Source organism: Streptomyces turgidiscabies Car8, assembly GCF_000331005.1.
Taxonomy (GTDB): domain Bacteria; phylum Actinomycetota; class Actinomycetes; order Streptomycetales; family Streptomycetaceae; genus Streptomyces; species Streptomyces turgidiscabies.
In genome coordinates this window covers 1-2354 of record NZ_AEJB01000080.1, presented here as the reverse complement: position 1 = coordinate 2354, position 2354 = coordinate 1, and the positions used below count along the sequence as shown (strand labels likewise).

The window sequence follows — 2354 nt, the reverse complement described above, 5'->3', positions numbered from 1 at the left end:
ACGCGACCCGTGCGACGGGCTGTCCCGCCCGGTCGAGGGGCCGCACACCGATCGCCGGACCGGGGTGTGTTCCCCATGCCACCTGCCCGAGGCGCAGCGAGAAGTCCGGCTGTCCGGTCAGGTCGATGACCCCGGGCCCGGCGATGAGGTAGGGATACGGTTTGACCAGCCCGGTCTTGCGGCCGGGCGCCCACACCCCGACCCCCGACTCTCCCAGGTATTCCCAGCCGACCCTTTCCGTGACACGTGGGCGAGTCGACGCCCCGGCGCGCCGCTACGGCACGAAGGTCGTGACCCTCCGCTGGAACTTCCACGCGCCGTCGTGGTGGCGCAGCGTGTCGTCGTAGCGGCCGACGAGCTGCACCGCCCAGCCCGCCTCACCGCGCTGGAAGAACGCCAGGTCGCTGACCGCCGTGGCCTCCTCCTCGGTGTACGAGGTGACCACCGTGTTGGCCACCAGGTGCAGCTGGGGCTGGCTCGGCGCGAAGGCCGCGAAGCCCTCGCGGATCGCGTCCCGGCCCTCGAAGGTGGCGATACCGGCGATCTCGGCGACACCGTCGGGCACGAACAGCTCGGCGAGGTCGGCGTTGCGGCCGGTGTCCAGCGCCTGCGCGTAGGCGGCGATGGCGGTGTGCACGCCGGCGGCGACCGACGCCTCGGCGTCTGCGGAAGTGGTGCTCATCTCTCTCCAAGGTCAGGAAGGTGAAGCCGAAAAGGGGGACACATGCTCAGACCTGGTACGTCGTCTTCCTGCGCCGGAGCAGCCAGGTCCCGTCGACCCGGGTCAGCTCGTCCTCGTAGTGGCCGACGACCTGGACCGCCCAGCCCGACTCGCCGCGCTGGAGGAAGGCCACGTCACTCGTGGCCGTCGCCTCGTCGGCGGCGGCGGAGGCGACGACCGTGTTGGTGACCAGGTGCAGCTGCGGCTTCTCCGGCGCCCATCCCTTGAAGGCCGCGCGGAGGGCGTCGTGGCCCTGCAGGGGGTCCGTGCCCGGGAGTTCGAGGACCCCGTCGGGTGTGTACAGCGCGACGATCTCGTCTGTGCGGCCGGCGTCCTGCGCCTGGGTGTGCGTGCCGATCACGGAACGCACGGCGGCAGCCACCCACGCCTGTGTGGATTCGCTCATCATCTCCCCAACAGTCGATGTTTCGACCACTGAGTCTATTGCTGAACACAAGGCAATATAAAGGGCTGCGACGAAACAGTTCCGGTTGTTGACCGATCGGTATAATCTAAATAGCATGCCGACGACCGTCGACGATGACCGTCGCGCGAGGAGGCGTTAGTCATGACAAAGCGTTGGAAGCAGCGTCCGCCGGGCTCCACCTGGGGCGACTGGGGCGAGGACGACGAGCTGGGCCGGATCAACCTGCTCACCAAGGAGAAGGTCCTCCAGGGCGTGCGCGAGGTCGAGCACGGCATCGCCTTCAGCCTCAGTCTGCCGCTCGACTATCCGGGCGGTTCGGCCATGAACCAGCGCCGCTACCCGCCGATCCTGCGGCCCACCGAGGACCTCCAGCACAAGCAGGACGTGTTCTACAACATCCGGGCCAGCGAACACTTCTCCCCCGACCTCGTCGACGTGTGGTCGGACGACGTGGTCACCCTGTGGCTGCAGTACTCCACCCAGTGGGACGCTCTCGCCCACCAGGGCGCCGAGTTCGACGCCGACGCCGACGGGGTCGACGAGGCCGTCTACTACAACGGCTACCGCGCCGACACCGACCTCGTCGGACCGAAGGAGGACGCCAAGGGCGACGGCAGCGGAAGCCTCGGCTTCGCCCGCCACCTCGGTCTGGAGCACATGGCGGAGCACGGGGTGCAGGGCCGGGGTGTCCTCATCGACATCGCCCACCATCTCGGCACCGGCTACCAGGCCGTCAACTACCGGCAGCTGCGCGAGATCATGGACGCCGACAACGTCACCGTGGAGCCCGGCGACATCGTGTTGCTGCACACCGGCTTCGCCACCCAGATCCTCGCCTGGAACAAGAACCCCGACCCCGTCGCCATCCACCAGACCGCCGCCTATCTCGACGCCCACGACCCGGAGATCCTCCAGTGGATCACCGAGTCGCAGCTCGCGGGCCTGGTCGCCGACAACTACGCGGTCGAGGGGGTGGGCGTCGGCAACGAGACGGGCCGGCACTCACTGCTGCCGATCCATCACCTGTGCCTGTTCAAGCTGGGCGTTCCGCTCGGCGAGCTGTGGTACCTCAAGGAACTCGCTGCCTGGCTGCGGGAGCACAACCGCAGCCGCTTCCTCCTCACCGCACCCCCGCTCAACCTCCCGGGAACACAGGGCAGCCCCCTCACACCGGTGGCCACCGTCTGACCCGGACTCCCCGAGGGA

General features: G+C 68.6%; 4 protein-coding genes. 1 reads left to right on the top strand and 3 read right to left on the bottom strand.

The genetic code is table 11. The annotated features are described in order from the left end of the window. The 3 genes from STRTUCAR8_RS53690 to STRTUCAR8_RS04780 form a co-directional block, all read right to left on the bottom strand. A partial coding sequence (locus STRTUCAR8_RS53690) for a hypothetical protein (protein ID WP_044471639.1) occupies positions 1-196 on the bottom strand: 196 nt, incomplete at its 3' end. Positions 197-274: 78 nt separating this feature from the next. Beyond that, positions 275-682, bottom strand: coding sequence for a nuclear transport factor 2 family protein (locus STRTUCAR8_RS04785; protein ID WP_006374309.1), 408 nt, complete (start codon positions 680-682; stop codon positions 275-277). A 46-nt stretch (positions 683-728) separates the two neighbouring features. Then, positions 729-1130, bottom strand: coding sequence for a nuclear transport factor 2 family protein (locus STRTUCAR8_RS04780; RefSeq protein WP_234372566.1), 402 nt, complete (start codon positions 1128-1130; stop codon positions 729-731). A gap of 159 nt (positions 1131-1289) precedes the next feature. On the opposite strand from STRTUCAR8_RS04780, the gene STRTUCAR8_RS04775 reads away from it, so the two are divergent. Continuing rightward, the gene (locus STRTUCAR8_RS04775) at positions 1290-2336 is read left to right on the top strand and encodes a cyclase family protein (RefSeq protein ID WP_006374310.1); all 1047 of its coding nucleotides are present in this window, start codon (positions 1290-1292) and stop codon (positions 2334-2336) included. Positions 2337-2354 lie beyond the last annotated feature (18 nt).